Source organism: Propionibacterium freudenreichii subsp. freudenreichii (genome assembly GCF_000940845.1).
GTDB classification, from domain to species: Bacteria; Actinomycetota; Actinomycetes; order Propionibacteriales; family Propionibacteriaceae; genus Propionibacterium; species Propionibacterium freudenreichii.
Map to the genome: position 1 here is coordinate 632,537 of NZ_CP010341.1, position 15,537 is coordinate 648,073.

Here is a 15,537-nt window from a genome sequence, read left to right on the forward strand (position 1 = left end):
TCCTGTTCGTTGCGAGGCGGTCACGGCGGTCTAGGATTCGTGCGGCAGCGACCCAATCGTCCTTTCAGATCCATCAGTTGCTGGGTGCATCGTGAGGCGGGTGGGAGAGCTGCGTCATAAGCAGATCCAGTCCACATAACGAAAGAGATTCCAGCAGGTGCCTACCATTCAGCAGCTGGTCCGCAAGGGCCGTAGTGACAAGGTCAGTCAGAGCAAGACCCCCGCGCTCAAGGGTTCGCCCCAGCGTCGTGGTGTCTGCACGCGCGTCTACACGACCACTCCCAAGAAGCCGAACTCCGCCATGCGCAAGGTGGCACGTGTTCGCTTGAGCTCGGGCATTGAGGTGACTGCATATATCCCCGGCATCGGCCATAACCTTCAGGAGCACTCGATGGTGCTCGTGCGCGGCGGCCGTGTGAAGGACCTTCCCGGCGTCCGATACAAGATCGTTCGCGGCAGCTTGGACACCCAGGGTGTCAAGGGCCGCAAGCAGGCCCGCAGCCGCTACGGCGCCAAGAAGGAGAAGTAATGCCTCGCAAAGGACCCGCGCCCAAGCGCCCCGTTGTCGTTGACCCCGTGTACAGCTCGCCGCTGGTGAGCCAGCTCGTGAGCAAGATCCTGGTCGACGGCAAGAAGACCGTTGCCCAGTCCATCGTGTACACCGCGATGGAGGGAACCCGCGAGAAGACCGGCGTCGATCCGGTCCAGACGCTCAAGAAGGCCCTCGAGAACGTGAAGCCCGCCGTCGAGGTGCGCTCCCGTCGAGTTGGCGGCGCCACCTACCAGGTGCCGATCGAGGTCAAGCCGGCCCGCTCGAACACGCTGGCCATGCGTTGGCTGGTCAGCTTCTCGCGCGATCGCCGCGAGAAGACGATGGCCGAGCGCCTTCAGAACGAGATCCTGGATGCCAGCAATGGCCTGGGTGCCTCGGTGAAGAAGCGCGAAGATACCCACCGTATGGCCGAGGCCAACCGCGCCTTCGCGCACTACCGCTGGTAGAAAACCATTGACAGACCCCCGCCCCACCGGGCGGGGGTACTGCCCTGCTGTGGGCACGTGCCCACCCCATCAAGCCGTGGGCGTCGCCCACTGCACCAGGAAGTGGGCGCAGGCCCGCTCCAAAGACTTTGTAAACACTCTTTAACTTCAAGAACAGAGGTTGGAACTTCGTGGCCATCGATCTCCAGACCGACCTGGCCAAGGTGCGCAACATCGGCATCATGGCCCATATCGACGCGGGTAAGACCACTACGACTGAACGCATCCTGTACTACACCGGTGTGAACCACAAGATCGGTGAGGTGCATGACGGCGCGGCCACCATGGACTGGATGGAGCAGGAGCAGGAGCGCGGCATCACCATTACGTCTGCTGCCACCACCTGTTTCTGGAACAACTACCAGATCAACATCATCGACACCCCCGGGCACGTCGACTTCACCGTTGAGGTGGAGCGCTCCCTGCGCGTGCTCGATGGCGCTGTGGCTGTCTTCGACGGCGTTGCCGGCGTGGAGCCGCAGACCATGAATGTGTGGCGTCAGGCGAGCAAGTACAACGTGCCCCGCATTTGCTACATCAACAAGCTCGACCGCACGGGCGCCTCCTTCGACTGGTGCGTCCAGACGATCCGTGAGCGCCTGCACGCCGTGCCGGTGCTCCTCCAGCTGCCGATCGGCGCCGAGGCTGACTTCATCGGCATCATCGACCTGATCGACATGGACGCCAAGACCTGGCGTGGCGAGACCGAGCTCGGCGAGCACTACGAGGTCGAGGAGATCCCGGCCGAGCTGGCCGAGAAGGCCAAGGCCACCCGCGCCGAGATGATCGAGACCGTCGCCGAGAACGACGACACCTTCATGGAGCTGTACCTGGGTGGCGAGGACTGGACCAACGAGGACCTCAAGGCGGCCATCCGCCGTGGCGTGCTCGCCAATGCCTTCACCGCCGTCGTCTGCGGCACCTCGTTCAAGAACAAGGGCGTGCAGCCCCTGCTCGACGCGATCGTCGACTACCTGCCCAGCCCGCTGGACATCCCCGCCGTCGTCGGCTTCAAGCCGGGCGACGAGTCGGTGGAGATCGACCGCCATCCCGCCAAGGACCAGCCGCTTGCCGCGCTGGCCTTCAAGATTGCGGCCGACCCGCACCTGGGCCGTCTAACCTTCGTGCGCGTCTACTCGGGCGTGCTGACCACCGGTGAGTCGGTGCTCAACTCGACCAAGGGCAACAAGGAGCGCATCGGCAAGATCTACCAGATGCACGCCAACAAGCGCCAAGAGGTCGAGGAAATGCCGGCCGGCATGATCTGCGCCGTCATGGGCCTGAAGAACACCGGCACCGGCGACACGCTCTGCGATCCGCAGAACCCGATCGCGCTGGAGTCGATGACCTTCCCCGATCCCGTGATCGAGCAGGCCATCGAGCCGAAGTCGAAGGCCGACCAGGAGAAGCTCGGCGTGGCCATCTCGCGCCTCGCCGAGGAGGATCCGACCTTCCAGGTGCACACCGATGAGGAAACCGGCCAGACGATCATCGCCGGCATGGGTGAGCTCCACCTCGACGTGCTGATCGACCGCATGAAGCGCGAGTTCCATGTGGAGGCCAATATCGGTACCCCGCAGGTCGCCTACCGCGAAACCCTGCGTCGTCCGGTCACCGGCATCGACTACACGCACAAGAAGCAGTCCGGTGGTTCGGGCCAGTACGCCAAGGTCATCATCGACCTGGAGCCCCAGCCCGCAGGCACCGGCTACGAATTCGTCAATGCCGTGACCGGTGGACGTATCCCGAAGGAATACATCCCCGCGGTTGACGCCGGTATCCAGGAGGCCATGCAGTTCGGTGTGCTCGCCGGATATCCGGTGGAGGACATCAAGGTGACCCTCACCGACGGCGCCTACCACGACGTCGACTCCTCGGAGCTGGCCTTCAAGATCGCCGGTTCGATGGTCTTCAAGGAGGCCGCGCGCCGCGCCGATCCCGCCCTGCTCGAGCCGGAGTTCGCCGTTGAGGTGACCACGCCGGAGGAGTACCTCGGCACGGTGATCGGCGACCTCAATGGTCGTCGCGGCCGGGTCAAGGAGATGGCCGACGAGCATGGCAACAAGGTGATTCGCGCCACCGTTCCGCTGGCCGAGATGTTCGGCTACGTGAACGACCTGCGCGCGAAGACCTCGGGCCAGGCCACGTACACCATGGAGTTCGAGTCGTACGGCATCGTGCCCAAGGGCATCGCCGACGAGATCATCGCCAAGGCGCACGGCACCGAGTGATCGACCGGTTTTCCCGCCCGCGTATGCTACGGCTTAGCGGGCGGGAAACCACCCTGCGCATCGGCGTTTGACTCTGCTTGATGCGTGGACAACAATTGATAAGGTTCACGGGTTTCGCCCGTGTATCACCGCGGCCGGCAACAGTGCCGGCACAGCATGTGAACTCGCATAACCAAGAAACCCAAACACGGGCGTCCCGCAAGCCAGCGTGACGCGACATCAGGAGGAGCCCCAGTGGCAAAGGCCCATTTCGAGCGGACGAAGCCGCACTGCAACATCGGCACCATCGGACACATTGACCACGGCAAGACAACGCTTACCGCCGCGATCACCAAGGTGCTCGCGGACAAGTACCCGCAGTGGAACTCGTTCGAGGCGTTCGACGATATTGACAAGGCTCCCGAGGAGCGTCAGCGCGGCATCACCATCTCGATCTCGCACGTTGAGTACCAGACCGAGAAGCGTCACTACGCGCACGTCGACTGCCCCGGGCACGCCGACTACGTCAAGAACATGATCACCGGTGCTGCCCAGATGGACGGTGCCATTCTCGTGGTGGCCGCCACTGACGGCCCCATGCCGCAGACCCACGAGCACGTGCTGCTTGCCCGCCAGGTCGGCGTCCCCGCCATCGTCGTTGCCCTGAACAAGTGCGACATGGTCGACGACGAGGAGCTCATTGACCTCGTTGAGATGGAGACCCGCGAGCTGCTCACCGCCCAGGAGTTCGACGGCGAGAACTGCCCGGTCGTCCGCGTCTCGGCCTTCAAGGCCCTGCAGGGCGACGAGAAGTGGGCCGAGCAGATCATGAAGCTCATGGATGCAGTCGACGACTACATCCCGCAGCCCGAGCGCGACACCGACAAGCCGTTCCTCATGCCCGTTGAGGACGTCTTCACCATCACCGGTCGTGGCACCGTGGTGACCGGTCGTATCGAGCGTGGCGTCATCACCACTGGTGAGACCGTCGAGCTCGTCGGCCTGGCCGACACCCAGACCACCACCGTCACCGGTGTCGAGATGTTCCGCAAGATCCTCGACGAGGGTCAGGCGGGCGACAACGTCGGTCTGCTGCTTCGTGGCACGAAGAAGGAGGACGTGGAGCGCGGCATGGTCGTCACCAAGCCCGGCACCACCACCCCCCACACTGAGTTCAAGGGCAGCGTCTACGTGCTGACCAAGGACGAGGGCGGCCGTCACAAGCCGTTCTTCAGCCACTACAGCCCTCAGTTCTACTTCCGCACCACCGACGTCACGGGCACCGTTGTGCTGCCCGACGGCGTTGAGATGGTGATGCCCGGTGACAACACCGACATGGAGGTCGAGCTGCAGAAGCCCATCGCCATGGAGGTCGGCCTGAAGTTCGCCATCCGCGAGGGTGGTCACACTGTCGGCGCCGGTCGCGTGACCGAGATCGTCAAGTGAGCTTGCGCTAGCCAAGCACTCTGAAAGAAGGCCCGTTCCCCCAGGGGAGCGGGCCTTCTTCTTGTCCTGGCCTTCTTTGTGTCCTGGCCTTCTTGTTGTCGTGGCGGCGGTGCGTGGCCCGGCACGGGGCCGGGCACGGATCCACCACAGGAGGGCGCGGCGTGAGGACGTGTCGGGGGAGCGGGGCCGCCCGTCAGCTGTGGGCCGGGCGCAGGATCACCATGGGATCGCGCTGCCAGACCACCTCGTAGCGGGTGCCACGCACCACGGGATCGGCCAGGAACTGGTCCACCCAATGGGAGTCCTTGTTCTGGTAGCTGATGGTCTCGCGATCCAGCAGGAGCCAATCGGGGGTCACCGGCTGGCCACGGTCGTCCAGATAGTCGGGCGGGCGCCACTGGGACACGTCGGCATGCGCCGCCACATGACTGGTCAGGTACACATCGGTGGCGACCCTCGAGCCCGCCGGCAGCTGCGCCAGCGCGGCGGGGAACACCCGACACTCGTCGCGACAACGTCCGATGGTCCACTCATGCCACAACGGCCCGAGGGGGATCGACGCCAGGGCGACGATGCCCACCATCGGGAGCGCCACCGCGCGCCACCACCGTCGCAGGGTGCCGCGTCGGCCGGGCAGCGTCCGGCCCGCAGCGTCCACCAGGCGGGGCCAGGCCTCCACGAAGGCGTAGCAGGCCACCAGCATGGGCAACAGGTTGTAGTGGAAGCCGGTGGTCCAGTGCTGCGGGTTCTTCGAGACCGCACGGGTGAGGAATGGCGCCACGAAGGCCCAGATGAGCGGCGAGCGCAGGGCCACGAAGGCGGTTCCCGACAACAGGATGGCGGCGCTCCCCAGCGTCTTCAGGGGGCCGAACCAGGCGCCGTGTGCGCTCGTCTGCACCCCCGCCACCGCCACCGCACCGACCGCGTGCAGATAGGGATAGACGTGGTCGGGATTGAAGGCGGGCACCACGACGAACACCGCGATGGCGGTCCACGCCACGGCAAAGATCCCCAGGGACAGGCCCCGGACCCAGTGCCGACGCACCAACATGGCCAGCGCGATGCCACCCACCAGGAAGCACATGTCCTCCTTGGCCACCATGAGTGATGCCGACCAGACCCAGCAGGCCGTCCACCGCGCCTCAATGAAGCTGGCCAGGGCCATCGCCATCAGCGGGGTGGCCAACACCAGCTCGTGGAAGTCGAAGATGATGGCGTACTGGGTGCCGATGCCGCACAGGAAGCCGGCCGCGATGAGCAGTCCGGTTCCGGGCCCCAGCCGACGGATCGCCAGCCGGCCCAGCAGCCAGCCCGCCCAGGCGATGCAGATGCCCTGGGTGATCAGCAGCATGCGGGGGTCGTCCCACAGCCAGTAGAGGGGGACCATCGTCAGGATGATCGGATGGAAGTGGTCGCCGAAGATCGGCATGCCGGGCGCCTTGAGCGTCGTATAGCCGGCGTGGCCCTGCGCGAAGCTTCGGATCGCCTGGTCGAAGATGGTGATGTCCATGCCGTCGCGCAGCCGGTTGAACTTCACGATGCTGGTCACCAGGTAGGCGGCCAGTGCGATGAGGCAGATGAGCGCCAACCACAGTTGGGGATGTCGCTGCGGGGCCGTCACCATGCGCCGCAACCGACCTGTGGACGCGGACGACGGACGCAGGGATGGCATGGCGACCAGCCTATTGCCGGGGCGCGTCGAAGTTCGTCACGGCCATTGCCTGCCGCGGGGCATACGGGCACGATTGCAGGGTGAGTGATCGGGACAGGGCAGGCGACGGGGGTCGGACGGGGGATCCCGGCAGCGGACGCGAGCATGCGGCACCGCGCGGTCCGCGTGCCGCCACCCCCGGGCACATCCCTGCGCGGGCAGAGGTGGAGATCCCCACGACGCGCCTGGTGTTGCACGGCGTGGATCCCGCCCAGGCCGAGGAGCTTGCCCGTGGCATCTCGCCGCTGCCGTGCGTTGCCGGCTACCCGCATGCCGACAGCGACACTGCGGCGCGCATGCAACGCCATGCCCTGGAGGTCGACAACTGGGTCCCCGGCTACGGGCTCTACCTCATGATGCGCCGTGCCGACGGGCTGGTGGTCGGCGATATCGGGTTCCACACCCCACCCGACCAACGTGGCGCCGCAGAGGTGAGCTATGGCGTCGCCGACTCCGTGCGGCGTCGCGGATATGCCTCCGAGGCGCTGGTGGCGCTCACTGCGTGGGCGCATGCCCATGGCGCCTCCACCGTGCTGGCGGAGGTCGATCCGACCAACCACGCGTCACGGGGGGTGCTGGCGAAGGCCGGCTTCCTCCCGGTCCGCTCCGACGGGCCGAAGCTGCGCCTGCGCCATCAGGGATGAGCGGCCGACCTGTTGGGCTGCGTCCCGACAGCGCGTCCTGGCAGGCCGTGCGGCGGTGTTCCGCTGCGTCCCAATAGACCGTGCAGCGGTGATCCGCTGGGTCTCGGTACACTCGGCACCACTATGACGACTCCTGCTCGCACCCGCGTTGCCCCTTCTCCCACCGGCGATCCCCACGTCGGCACCGCCTATATGGCGCTGTTCGACAAGGCCTGGGCGGTCAGGACCGGGGGACAGTTCGTGCTGCGCATCGAGGACACGGACCGCAACCGCCTGGTGCCCGGATCCGAGCAGCAGATCGTCGACTCGCTGAACTGGTTGGGCCTCACGCCCGATGAGTCGCCCGAGCAGGGCGGTCCCTATGCGCCCTACACGCAGTCGCAGCGCCTGGACACCTATCGTCCGGCGGTTGACAAGCTGCTGGCCTCGGGCCACGCCTACCATTGCTGGTGCTCCCAGGAGCGCCTGGCGGCAATGCGCGAGGAGAAGGCCGCGAAGAAGCAGGACACCCGCTACGACCGGCTGTGCCACGGCATGACCAAGGAAGAGCGGGCCAAGCTCCCGGGCTTCACCGAGACGCCGGTGGTGCGCATGTACATCCCCGATGACGCCCCGTTGGTGTTCCATGACCTGATTCGTGGCGAGGTCAAGGCCCCCTTCCCCGACGACCAGGTGATCCTCAAGGCCGACGGCTTCCCCACCTACCACCTGGCGGTCGTGGTCGACGACCATGAGATGAAGATCAACACCGTGGTGCGCGGCGAGGAATGGATCAGCTCCACCCCCAAGCACCTGCTGCTGTACAAGTGGCTCGGTTGGGAACTCCCTGCGTTCGCGCACATGCCGTTGTTGCGCAACACCGACCATTCGAAGATCTCCAAGCGCAAGAACCCTGCCGCCCGGCTCATGTGGTTCAAGGAACAGGGCTACCTGCCCGAGGCACTGCGCAACTTCCTGCAGCTGCTGGCCTATCCGCCCGCCGAGGGCGATCAGGAGCTGGAGAGCTTCGCGGACTTCGTCGGGAACTTCGCGTGGAGCAAGGTCAACACCGTCGGACCGGTGTTCGACACCAAGAAGCTCGATTGGCTCAACGGGCAGTACATCCGCGAGCTGTCGGATTCCGATCTCGCCGACCGGCTGGTCGATTTCATCGCCGCGTCGCGTCAATGGGGTGACGATCCCGATCCCTCATGGGCCGAGGTGATCCGCAAGGCCACCCCGATCATCAAGCCCCGCCTGGTGAAGCTCTCGGACGCCTGGGACCAGATCGCCTTCCTCGTGGAGGCCGACGACTCGGTCTACATCGAGGACAAGGCGCGCGCCCAGCTGAAGGATAACGCCGCCGAGGTGCTCGATGTCACCGCGAAGGTGTTGGCCACCGTGGAGCCATTCACCGCTGACACCATCCAGCAGGCCCTGCGCGACGAACTGGTCGACGCGATGGGCATCAAGCCCCGCCAGGCCTTCGCGCCCCTGCGCGTCGCCACCAGCGGACGCAAGGTCAGCCCGCCCCTGTTCGAGAGCTGCGAGATCCTGGGCCGCGCCTCCGTGTTGGCCCGCATCGCCGGCCTGCGCGAGACCCTCTAATGCGGTTCACCACTACGGCCACGATCCGATGGGGCAGACTTCGACCATGATCATTTCCGTGCTGGGCACAGGCGTCGTCGATTCCAACGCCCCGATCGCGACGGCCGACGACCTCGCGCTGACCAGGGGGGAGGGGGTCTTCGACTCCACCGTCGTCTACCGCCAGGTCACCGGGCCGCGGATCCTGCACCTGGACTGGCACCTGGCCCGCCTTGAGCGCTCGGCGCAGGGCATGGGCATCGAGTGCCCCTCCCGCGACGCCTGGCGTCGTGCCATCGACGATGCATTGGACGTCTGGCATGGCCACAACGCGGTGATCCGACTCATCCTCAGCCGGGGTCGTGAGGTCGTCACCGATGACCCGGCCCAGCACCTTGCCTATGTGCTGCTCAGCGACATCAAGGGCAAGCGCGCGCATCCGGCGCAGATCCGCGTCACCCAGCTGTCCATCGGACGTCCCCACGATGCCTTCGTCGATGCGCCGTGGCTGCTCGGCGGGGTCAAGACACTGTCCTATGCCACGAATATGTCGGCCTTCCGCTACGCGACGGCCCGGGGCTTCGACGATGTGCTGTTCACCACCACCGACGGCTACTGCCTGGAGGCGCCGCGGGCGGGCCTCATCTGGGCCAAGGATGGTCGGCTGGGCACCACCAGCCGCGAGGGCACTGGCGTCCTCGACTCGATGACGGTGCGGGCCGCGGTGGCCGGCGCGAGGTCGGAGGGATTCGAGGTGGTCGACGGCCTGTTGGGCGCCGAGGAGATCTTCAGCGCCGACGGGGCATGGTTGGTGTCGGTGAGCTATGGGTGCACGCCGATCATCGAAGTCGACGGTCGCCCGCTGTCGGTGCACGAGCACCTGACTCAGCGGATGGCCGTGTGGACCAAGCAGCCCTATAACGACGACGCCCTGGATTGAGCGGCCCGCACCGGGCCGTGCGCGGCAGGGGCGGGGCATGCATCCGTCGGCCGTGGGGCAGGGGTGACGTCGTCATCCCGATTTGTGTCATACGGCCAATCGTGAAAAACTGGTTAGGTTGCTCCTCGGGCAGCTTTGCGTGCGCAAGAGGGACCGGAAGGTTCCGATTGGGTGGTGAAGACGGTCCGGGGAACGCGAGGTCGCTTGAGGTGGGCCGACCCCTGGTCGGTTCGTTCGTGGCCGCCACCAATCCCGCGGATGTTCATCCGCGCCGGTGAGCGGAGTCCGACACACCCGACCTCGGGTACCGTGCAACATGGCATTGACAAGGGAGAATAGCGGCGAAAACGGAGAGTTTTCGGTGTGGGTTTTCTCTTGTCACAACCAGGCAGGGCCGGCGATCCGGCCAAGCAGGGACGAGAAGAGGAACAACCGTGGCGGGACAGAAGATCCGCATCAGGCTCCGTGCCTATGACCACGAGGTCATCGACTCGTCGGCGCGCAAGATCGTCGACACCGTTACCCGAACGGGTGCGAAGGTCGCCGGTCCGGTGCCGCTGCCGACCGAGAAGAACGTGTGGTGCGTCATTCGTTCGCCCCACAAGTACAAGGACAGCCGCGAGCAGTTCGAGATGCGTACACACAAGCGGCTCATCGACATCCTCGACCCGACGCCCAAGACAGTCGACTCGCTCATGCGGCTCGATCTGCCTGCTGGTGTTGATATCGAAATCAAGCTTCCGTGAGGCCGCAGAACATGACTACCGAACACAAAGTGAAGGGGCTGCTGGGCACCAAGCTCGGCATGACCCAGCTGTGGGACGAGAACAATCGCCTCGTCCCGGTGACCGTTATCCAGGCCGGTCCCTGCGTCGTGACGCAGGTCCGCACGCCGGATACCGATGGCTACTCGGCCGTTCAGCTCGGCTACGGGGCCATCCGCGCAAAGTCCGTGACCAAGCCGGCTGCAGGGCAGTTCGCCCGCGCCAAGGTGACGCCGCGCAAGTACCTCGCCGAGATCCGCACGTCGGATGCCAGCGAGTACACCCTGGGCCAGGAGCTCGGGCCCGACACCTTCAGGACCGATGACGTCGTGGACGTCACCGGCGTGACCAAGGGCAAGGGCACTGCGGGCGTCGTCAAGCGTTGGGGCTTCAAGGGCCTCGGCGCCAGCCACGGCGTGCACCGCAAGCACCGTTCACCCGGCGGCATCGGCGCCTGCGCCACCCCGGGTCACGTGTTCAAGGGCCTGCGCATGGCCGGTCGAATGGGCAACGCCCGCAAGACCGTGCAGAACCTGGCCGTCGCCGGCGTTGACGCTGACAAGGGCCTGATCCTGGTTCGCGGCGCCGTGCCCGGCAACAAGGGCGCGCTCGTTGTGCTGCGTACCGCTGCCAAGAAGGGTGAAGCCAAGTGAACGAGACCACCTCGATCGACGTCGTGAACGCCGAGGGCAAGAAGGCCGGCAGCGTCGAGCTGCCCGGCGAGCTCTTCGACGCGCAGGCGAATGTGCCCCTGATGCATCAGGTCGTGACGGCTCAGCTCGCCGCGGCCCGTCAGGGAACCCACTCCACCAAGACCCGCGCTGAGGTCTCCGGTGGCGGCAAGAAGCCGTGGCGCCAGAAGGGCACCGGCCGGGCTCGTCAGGGTTCGATCCGTTCCCCGCAGTGGGCCGGCGGCGGTATCTCGCACGGTCCGCAGCCGCGTGAGTACAGCCAGCGCACCCCCAAGAAGATGGTGGCCACCGCATTGCGCGGCGCCCTGTCCGACCGGGCACGCGAGGGCCGCATCCATGTGGTGAGCGAATTCGTCGGCGGCGACAAGCCGAGCACCAAGTCCGCTGCCAAGGTCATTGCGGGCCTGGGCGATTACGGTCGCGTGCTCGTCGTGCTTGAGCGCAGCGACGAGAACAATTGGCTGTCGATGCGCAATCTCATCGGCGTCCATGTCGTCAGCTGGGACCAGCTGAACACCTACGACGTGCTGCTTGCTGACGCAATCGTGTTCAGCGAGTCGGCCATCAAGGCGTATGTGGCAGGTCCCGCCAAGGGCAAGTCCGTCAAGGCCGTCGCCACGTCGCGCGAGGCCGAGGCTGTTGAGGAGAAGGCCAAGTGAGCGACTTCAAGATCCGCGATCCCCACGATGTGCTGATTTCGCCCGTCGTGAGCGAGAAGAGCTACGGCCTCATCGACGAGAACAAGTACACGTTCATCGTTGACCCCAAGGCCAACAAGACCGAGATCCGCCAGGCCGTGGAAGCCGTGTTCGGAGTCAAGGTCGTTGGCGTGAACACCGCCAATCGGAAGGGCAAGAAGCGCCGCACGCGCTACGGCGTGGGCAGGCGCCCCGACACGAAGCGTGCGATCGTGACTGTCGCCGAGAACGACCACATCGACATTTTCGGGAACGCTCCGGCCGAGTGACCGAGAGCTGACGCGCAGACAAGGAACGAAGAGACCTCATGGCTATTCGTAAGTACAAGCCGACAACACCGGCCCGTCGTGGGTCGAGTGTGTCTGACTTCAACGAAATCACCCGGTCGACTCCGGAGAAGTCGCTGCTCGCCCCGAAATCCAAGACGGGTGGACGCAACAACTCGGGCCGCATCACCACACGCCATATCGGCGGTGGCCACAAGCAGGCCTACCGGATCATCGACTTCAAGCGTTACGACAAGGACGGCGTGCCGGCCAAGGTCGCTCACATCGAGTACGACCCCAACCGCACCGCCCGGATCGCACTGCTGCACTATGCCGACGGCGAGAAGCGCTACATCATCGCGCCGCAGGGCCTGGAGCAGGGCGCCACGGTGTACGCCGGTGTCGGGGCTGACATCAAGCCCGGCAACAACCTGCCGCTGCGCAATGTGCCGATCGGTACGCAGGTCCACTCGGTGGAGATGCGCCCCGGTGGCGGTGCCAAGCTCGGCCGCAGTGCCGGTGCCTCGATTCAGCTGGTCGCCCGCGAGGGTCAGTACGCCACGCTGCGCATGCCTTCGGGCGAAATGCGCATGGTTGACGTGCGGTGCCGCGCCACGATCGGTTCGGTGGGCAACGCCGAATACTCCAATATCCATTGGGGCAAGGCGGGACGCAGCCGTTGGAAGGGCATCCGCCCGACCGTGCGTGGTGTTGTGATGAACCCCGTTGACCACCCGCACGGTGGTGGCGAGGGCAAGACCTCTGGTGGTCGCCATCCGGTGAGCCCCTGGGGCCAGAAGGAACGCCGCACCCGCAGCAAGAACAAGGCCAGCAGCAAGCTGATCGTCCGTCGCCGCAAGTCCGGCAAGAAGCGCTGAGTGGGAGCCAGGAGATAATGCCTCGCAGCTTGAAGAAGGGCCCGTTCGTCGACGGGCACCTGCAGAAGAAGATCGACGTGCAGAACGAGAACGGCACGAAGACCGTCATCAAGACGTGGTCGCGCCGTTCGATGGTCACCCCCGACATGCTCGGGCACACCATCGCCGTGCACGATGGCCGCAAGCATGTCCCGGTATTCATTACCGAGGGCATGATCGGCCACAAGCTCGGAGAGTTTGCGCCCACGCGCACCTTCCGGGGTCACGTGAAGGACGACAAGAAGGCTCGCCGGCGCTGAGCGCGGCAGAGAAGGAATGAATTCGATGAGCAACACCACACAGCGACCCAGTCGTCGCGTTGCCCTGCTCGGGGATCGTCCTGGCTCGTACGCCATCGCGCGTCACGTTCGGATGAGTGCCCAGAAGGTGCGTCGCGTGGCCGACACGGTGCGCGGCATGGACGCCACCCAGGCAATCGCCACCCTTCGCTTCGCCCCGCAGGCTGCTGCGGAGCCGGTGCGCAAGGTGATCGAGAGCGCCGTGGCCAACGCCGAGACCTCTGAGGGCCTGCACAACGAGCAGCTGGTTATCAGCCAGATCTACGTGGACGAGGGCGTGACCATGCGTCGCATCCGGCCCCGCGCCAAGGGCTCCGCCAGCCGCATTCTCAAGCGCGCCAGCCACATCACCGCTGTCGTTGAACCGGCAGAGACCGCCGGGCATCCGCCGCTGAAGAAGGCGTCGAGTGCAAAGAACTCGTCCAAGGCAACCGCCGCGGACACCACATCTGACGACACGAAGGAGGCCTGAGCGTGGGACAGAAGATCAACCCGATCGGCTTCCGGCTGGGTATCACCACAGATCACAAGTCACGCTGGTACGCCGAGAAGCAGTACTCGGAACTGGTGGGCGAGGACGACAAGATCCGCGCCTGGCTCGTCAAGAACCTCGAGCGCGCCGGCATCAGCTCGGTGGAGATCGAGCGCCGCAGCGACCGCATCACCATCTTCCTGTATGCCGCACGTCCGGGCATCGTCATCGGGCGTAACGGTGCCGAGGCGGAGCGCGTGCGTGGCGAGCTCGAGAAGATGAGCGGCAAGCAGATCCAGCTCAACATCCTCGAGGTCAAGAACCCCGAGACCGATGCGCAGCTGGTTGCCCAGGGCATCGCCGAGCAGCTGGGGGCACGCGTTGCCTTCCGTCGCGCGATGCGCAAGGCGCAGCAGAGCGCCATGCGCTCGGGCGCCAAGGGCATCCGCATCCGCTGCTCCGGTCGTCTTGGCGGTGCTGAGATGAGCCGTTCCGAGAGCTACCGCGAGGGTCGTGTGCCGCTGCACACGCTTCGTGCGGACATCGACTACGGCTTCTACGAGGCCCGCACCACCTTCGGCCGCATCGGCGTGAAGGTGTGGATCTACAAGGGCGACGTCACCGGCACTCGTGCCGAGCGCGCCGCTCAGAAGGCTGCCCGCCAGGCGGCCCCGAGCCGTCAGCGCTCGAACCGTCGCCCCGGGCGCGGTGAGCGTGGCGGCCGCCGTCGTGCCGACGCGGCGCGTGAGCAGGCACCTCGCAGTGACGCTGCGACCAGTGCACCCGCCGCGGCGCCCGCAACCGAGAACGCAGGAGCCTGAGAAACATGCTGATTCCTCGTCGAGTCAAGTACCGCAAGCAGCACCATCCGAATCGTCGTGGCATGGCCAAGGGCGGCACTGAGCTGGCCTTTGGTGAGTTCGGCGTGCAGGCCCTGGAGCCGGCGTACATGACCAACCGGCAGATTGAAGCTGCCCGTATCGCCATGACGCGCTACATCAAGCGCGGCGGCAAGGTGTGGATCAACGTCTACCCCGACCGCCCGCTGACCAAGCACCCCGCCGAATCCCGCATGGGTTCGGGCAAGGGCTCCCCGGAGTTCTGGGTTGTCAACGTCAAGCCCGGTCGCGTGCTCTTCGAGCTCGCCGGCGTGACTCCGGACGTCGCCAACGAGGCACTGCGTCTGGCCATCCACAAGCTGCCTTTCAAGGCACGCATCATCACGCGTGATGAAGGTGAGATCTGATATGGCAAAGACTGAATCGCTCAAGGCCGCTGACCTGCGTGCCCAGTCGCGCGGTGACCTCAACGACCAGGTGGTCAAGCTGAAGGAAGAGCTGTTCGCGCTGCGCTTCCAGGCCGCCACCGGCCAGCTCGAGAACCACTCCCGACTGCGCGAGGTGCGCAAGGACATCGCCCGCATCTACACGGTGCTCCAGGAACGCAACCTGGGCATCGTCGATGATCCGGATCGTGAAGGAAAGGCCGAGGCATGAGCCAGACTGATAGCACCACCGAGCGCGCCGGCCGCAAGGTCCGCGAGGGCGTTGTGGTCTCGTCGAAGATGGACAAGACCGTTGTCGTGGCCGTTGAGGACCGTGTCAAGCACGGCCTGTACGGCAAGGTGATCACCAAGACCATCCGGCTCAAGGCCCACGACGAGAACAACGAGGCCGGCGAGGGCGACCGCGTGCGCATCATGGAGACGCGTCCGCTGTCCGCCACGAAGCGCTGGCGTCTGACCGCCGTCGTCGAGAAGGCGCGCTGACCCGAAGACCTGATGGCGTCGCCCGCGTTGACGTCGCCACATCACCCTCTGGCAAAATCCAGGGGTCAACAACTAGTCCAGCAAGGCCCTGGGGGAGACCTCGGGG

19 protein-coding genes are annotated in these 15,537 nt (G+C 65.6%); 18 read left to right on the forward strand and 1 reads right to left on the reverse strand.

The features are described 5' to 3' along the window. Positions 1 to 157 precede the first annotated feature (157 nt). The 4 genes from rpsL to tuf all read left to right on the forward strand — a co-directional run bounded on the left by rpsL (position 158) and on the right by tuf (position 4,694). Complete coding sequence (gene rpsL, locus RM25_RS02565; RefSeq protein WP_013160480.1) at positions 158 to 529, forward strand: 30S ribosomal protein S12; 372 nt, start codon at positions 158 to 160, stop codon at positions 527 to 529. Continuing rightward, positions 529 to 999, forward strand: coding sequence for a 30S ribosomal protein S7 (gene rpsG / locus RM25_RS02570; RefSeq protein WP_013160481.1), 471 nt, complete (start codon positions 529 to 531; stop codon positions 997 to 999). The genes rpsL and rpsG overlap by 1 nt, the downstream gene beginning before the upstream one ends. A 170-nt stretch (positions 1,000 to 1,169) precedes the next feature. Continuing rightward, positions 1,170 to 3,269 carry an elongation factor G gene (gene fusA, locus RM25_RS02575; protein WP_013160482.1) on the forward strand — a complete coding sequence of 700 codons (2,100 nt, stop codon included), beginning with the start codon at positions 1,170 to 1,172 and terminating at the stop codon, positions 3,267 to 3,269. 234 nt (positions 3,270 to 3,503) lie between these two features. Further along, entirely contained in the window at positions 3,504 to 4,694 is a 1,191-nt protein-coding gene (tuf, locus tag RM25_RS02580; RefSeq protein ID WP_013160483.1) for an elongation factor Tu, read from the forward strand. Positions 4,695 to 4,887: 193 nt separating this feature from the next. On the opposite strand, the gene RM25_RS11780 is transcribed toward tuf, so the two are convergent. Continuing rightward, a complete protein-coding gene (locus tag RM25_RS11780; protein WP_013160484.1) occupies positions 4,888 to 6,366 on the reverse strand; it encodes a DUF2079 domain-containing protein in 1,479 nt (492 codons plus the stop codon). Between the two features lie 80 nt (positions 6,367 to 6,446). Here RM25_RS11780 and RM25_RS02590 point away from each other — a divergent pair, with 80 nt between their 5' ends. From RM25_RS02590 to rpsQ, 14 genes are all read left to right on the forward strand, one after another. Next, positions 6,447 to 7,049: a GNAT family N-acetyltransferase gene (locus RM25_RS02590; RefSeq protein WP_158487045.1), complete on the forward strand. Its 603-nt coding sequence runs from the start codon at positions 6,447 to 6,449 to the stop codon at positions 7,047 to 7,049. Between the two features lie 192 nt (positions 7,050 to 7,241). Further along, the gene (gene gltX / locus RM25_RS02595; protein WP_044636014.1) at positions 7,242 to 8,636 is read left to right on the forward strand and encodes a glutamate--tRNA ligase; all 1,395 of its coding nucleotides are present in this window, start codon (positions 7,242 to 7,244) and stop codon (positions 8,634 to 8,636) included. A gap of 46 nt (positions 8,637 to 8,682) precedes the next feature. Beyond that, entirely contained in the window at positions 8,683 to 9,555 is an 873-nt protein-coding gene (locus RM25_RS02600; RefSeq protein ID WP_013160488.1) for an aminodeoxychorismate lyase, read from the forward strand. 434 nt (positions 9,556 to 9,989) lie between these two features. Continuing rightward, the gene (rpsJ, locus tag RM25_RS02605) at positions 9,990 to 10,301 is read left to right on the forward strand and encodes a 30S ribosomal protein S10 (protein ID WP_013160489.1); all 312 of its coding nucleotides are present in this window, start codon (positions 9,990 to 9,992) and stop codon (positions 10,299 to 10,301) included. Positions 10,302 to 10,312: 11 nt separating this feature from the next. Then, complete coding sequence (rplC, locus tag RM25_RS02610; protein WP_036939630.1) at positions 10,313 to 10,972, forward strand: 50S ribosomal protein L3; 660 nt, start codon at positions 10,313 to 10,315, stop codon at positions 10,970 to 10,972. After that, the gene (gene rplD, locus RM25_RS02615) at positions 10,969 to 11,670 is read left to right on the forward strand and encodes a 50S ribosomal protein L4 (protein ID WP_013160491.1); all 702 of its coding nucleotides are present in this window, start codon (positions 10,969 to 10,971) and stop codon (positions 11,668 to 11,670) included. Before rplC ends, rplD begins: the two co-directional genes overlap by 4 nt. Next, positions 11,667 to 11,978, forward strand: coding sequence for a 50S ribosomal protein L23 (gene rplW / locus RM25_RS02620; protein ID WP_013160492.1), 312 nt, complete (start codon positions 11,667 to 11,669; stop codon positions 11,976 to 11,978). The genes rplD and rplW overlap by 4 nt, the downstream gene beginning before the upstream one ends. Positions 11,979 to 12,016: 38 nt before the next feature. Continuing rightward, complete coding sequence (gene rplB / locus RM25_RS02625) at positions 12,017 to 12,853, forward strand: 50S ribosomal protein L2 (RefSeq protein WP_013160493.1); 837 nt, start codon at positions 12,017 to 12,019, stop codon at positions 12,851 to 12,853. A 17-nt stretch (positions 12,854 to 12,870) separates the two neighbouring features. Further along, on the forward strand, positions 12,871 to 13,152 hold the full coding sequence (gene rpsS, locus RM25_RS02630; RefSeq protein WP_013160494.1) for a 30S ribosomal protein S19: 282 nt from the start codon (positions 12,871 to 12,873) through the stop codon (positions 13,150 to 13,152). Between the two features lie 25 nt (positions 13,153 to 13,177). Continuing rightward, positions 13,178 to 13,663: a 50S ribosomal protein L22 gene (gene rplV, locus RM25_RS02635; RefSeq protein ID WP_013160495.1), complete on the forward strand. Its 486-nt coding sequence runs from the start codon at positions 13,178 to 13,180 to the stop codon at positions 13,661 to 13,663. Positions 13,664 to 13,665: 2 nt separating this feature from the next. After that, on the forward strand, positions 13,666 to 14,484 hold the full coding sequence (gene rpsC, locus RM25_RS02640) for a 30S ribosomal protein S3 (protein ID WP_013160496.1): 819 nt from the start codon (positions 13,666 to 13,668) through the stop codon (positions 14,482 to 14,484). A 5-nt stretch (positions 14,485 to 14,489) separates the two neighbouring features. After that, positions 14,490 to 14,909, forward strand: a complete 420-nt coding sequence (gene rplP, locus RM25_RS02645) for a 50S ribosomal protein L16 (protein ID WP_013160497.1) — start codon at positions 14,490 to 14,492, stop codon at positions 14,907 to 14,909. 1 nt (position 14,910) lies between these two features. Further along, positions 14,911 to 15,159: a 50S ribosomal protein L29 gene (gene rpmC, locus RM25_RS02650; RefSeq protein ID WP_013160498.1), complete on the forward strand. Its 249-nt coding sequence runs from the start codon at positions 14,911 to 14,913 to the stop codon at positions 15,157 to 15,159. Then, positions 15,156 to 15,431 (forward strand): 30S ribosomal protein S17, encoded by a 276-nt coding sequence (gene rpsQ / locus RM25_RS02655; RefSeq protein WP_013160499.1) that lies wholly within the window; start codon positions 15,156 to 15,158, stop codon positions 15,429 to 15,431. Before rpmC ends, rpsQ begins: the two co-directional genes overlap by 4 nt. Positions 15,432 to 15,537 lie beyond the last annotated feature (106 nt).